This is a genomic window from Mesorhizobium sp. M7A.F.Ca.CA.004.12.1.1 (assembly GCF_003997835.1).
Lineage (GTDB): Bacteria > Pseudomonadota > Alphaproteobacteria > Rhizobiales > Rhizobiaceae > Mesorhizobium.
Genome location: NZ_RZRK01000756.1, coordinates 1 through 2928, shown reverse-complemented (window position 1 = coordinate 2928; position 2928 = coordinate 1). Strand labels below are relative to the sequence as shown.

The 2928-nt window shown below is 66.7% G+C and carries 1 pseudogene; it reads left to right on the top strand.

Annotated elements, in window-relative coordinates:
* Positions 1-2928, top strand: a pseudogene (locus EN984_RS28980) (translocation/assembly module TamB); the annotation flags it as partial.

The following is a 2928-nucleotide window of genomic DNA, read 5'->3' as shown; positions in this document are numbered from 1 at the left end:
TCCACCGCCCGGGCCTTCGGCGACGGCAAGGCGCCGATCATCGACGTCGGCGCCTCCTTCGTCTCCATCGTCGCCGGCGGCACGCGGCTGGACGACCTGGCGGCCCAGATCCATTCCGACGGTTTTGATATCCAGAACCGCGCCGGGCCGGTCACCGTCAAGCTGGAGGCGGGCGGCCTCAACACCGACGTGGCGACGCTGGCGCCGCTGATCACCGGCAAGATCGATGTCGATCTGGCCGGGTCGGTCAGCAAGGACGCCATTGCCATCGACCAGGGCACGCTGCGTTCCGACGCGCTCAACGCTTCGCTGACCGCGACGGTGGCGCTTGCCGACCTGTCGATGCAGCTCAAGATGAACGCGGATGCCGTGGCCACGGCCTTTCCGCCGCAGATCGCCTCGGTGCTCGGCGCTAGGGTGAAATTCTCGGCCAGCGCGGCCCGCGATCCGCAGGGATCCTTCGCCGCCAATTCGATCGAATTCACCTCCGGCACGCTCAGCGCCGCCGGCACGGCCAGCATGCAAGGCACCGACATCCAGGCCGACATCAAGGGCAAACTGGGCGACGTCTCGGTGCTGTCGCCGACAGTCGGCGTGCCGGTTGCCGGTGGCGTCGATTTCGCGCTGTCGGCAAGCGGCGCCATGACGGCGCCGGATTTCACGGTTACCGCCGATAGCGACAGCCTGACGGCATCGGGCCGCACGGTGAAGAGCATCAAGCTGACGGCTAGCGGCAAGGCCGATATCACCAGTCCCGCCGCCAATGTCTCGCTGACCGGCTCCGTCGACGACCAGCCGCTCGACATCAAAGCAGCGCTGGTGACGAGCGAAGGCAAGCGTTCGATCAATGGTTTTCTGGTCTCGCTCGGCGACAACAAGGTCTCGGGTGATCTCGCGCTCGACGACAAATTCATGCCGCTCGGCACGCTGACGCTCGATGCACCTGCCATCGACCAGCTGGCCGCACTTGCCGGCCAGGCGATAACGGGAGACATCGACGGAACCATCCGCTTCGCGGGGGATGGCGACGCGCCCTCCGTTGCGATCGATGCGAAGAGCACATCGATCGCGCGCGGCGAGGTGATGGCCAAGGCCATCACAGTCAATGCACTGATCGCCAATTATCTCAAGGCGCCTGCGATATCAGGTACGATCAAGGCCGACAGCGTCACCTCCGGGACCACGGAAATCGGCGGCATCGGCGTCGACCTGAAGCGTGATGGCGACTGGACCAATTTTACCGGCGGCGCCACCATAGCGGGCATTCCGGCGACCGCTGCCGGCCGGGTGAAGATCGCCGACGGCACGACGAGCATCGAGATTGCCTCGGGCGAGGCGACGGTTCGTGGCATCAAGGCGGCAATCGCCCAGGCATCGACACTAAGCATCGCCAACGGCACGACCAGCATCGAAAGGCTGGCGCTCGACGTCGGCGGCGGCTCGGTGACCTTGTCCGGGACAGCTGGCCAGACGCTCGATCTCGCGGCGCAATTTTCGGCACTGCCCGCGGCGCTCGCCAATGGATTTTCGCCCGGCCTCGATGCTGTGGGCACGCTCAGCGGCACGGCTGGTTTGACGGGACCGCCGGCCGCTCCCGACGTCCGCTTCAATGCGCAACTGGCCGGTATCGAAACCAGCCAGACCCGGCAGGCCGGGCTCGGACCGCTCGCCGTCGATGCGGCCGGCAGCTACACGATTGCCGGCGGCGTGGTGCTCGATCAGGCGACGCTGACCGGCGACAAGGTTTCCGGCAAGGCAACCGGCACCCTCAACCCGAACGGCGCCAGCGATTTTGCGCTCGATCTCATCTCATCCGGCCCCAGCCTGCCGCTGACTGTCGGCAGCGCCGAGAGCCCGGTCAAGATCGAGATCCAGTCCTTGTCGGCAAAGGTGGCGGGCGAGAGCACGCGGGCCCGCCTGGATGTCTCCGCGATCCTGCCCTCGATCGTCACCAGTCCGGCGAGGGTAGACGGGCTTGCCCTGGCGTTGCATTCGGATGCGTTCGATCTCAAGAACCGTGCAGGGCCGGTTTCCGGCACGGTGTCGGTGGACAAGGTCGGTCTCGACAATCCGGTGATCGCGCCGCTGATCGCCGGCAAGGTCACGGCAGCCGTCAGCGGCCGCCTGACGGCCGACCTGTTTGCCATCGACAGCGGCTCGCTCAAGAGCGATGCGCTGAACAGCCAGGTCGCCGGCCAGGTATCGCTGCGAGACGGTGCCATAGACCTCAATCTGAAGGCGGATGCCCCATCGTCGGCCTTGCCGGCGGCGGCGCGCGGCATGCTTGGCGAACGCGCTGAGATCAGCGCCACACTGAAGCGCGACCCCAACGGCAGCATCAACATAGGCGGATTGAAGTTGACCTCGGGTGCGCTGACCGCCGACGGGCAAGCCAGCCTTGCCGACAACAAGGTGGCCGCCGACATCAAGGGCGCGCTGAGCGACATCTCGCTGCTGTCGAAGGATGCCAAGGGCGCCATCGCCTTTGCGTTGAACGCACAGGGGCCGGCCAGTGCGCCGGATCTGTCACTGACGGTCGACAGCGAGCGCCTTCTCGTGGCGGCGCGAGAGATCACCGGGCTGAAGCTGACCGCCACCGGCAAGGCCGATGCCGCCAATCCGGCGGCCAACGTGCAACTGACCGGCAATGTCGCCGGCCAGGCGCTGCAAGGCAGTGCGGTGCTGGCGACGGCGGACGGCAAGAGCGCCATCAACGGCCTGCTGCTGTCGCTCGGCAAGAACAGGATTTCCGGCGATCTGGCGCTGGACGAGAAGTTCGTGCCGGTCGGCACCATCGCGCTCGACCTGCCCGATATCGGCCCGCTGGCGGCACTTGCCCTGGAAAAGGCCGAAGGCGACGTGCGCGGCACGATCGCCTTTTCGAAGAACGGCACCGCACCGCAGGTCGCCATCAAGGCGGCGACCGCG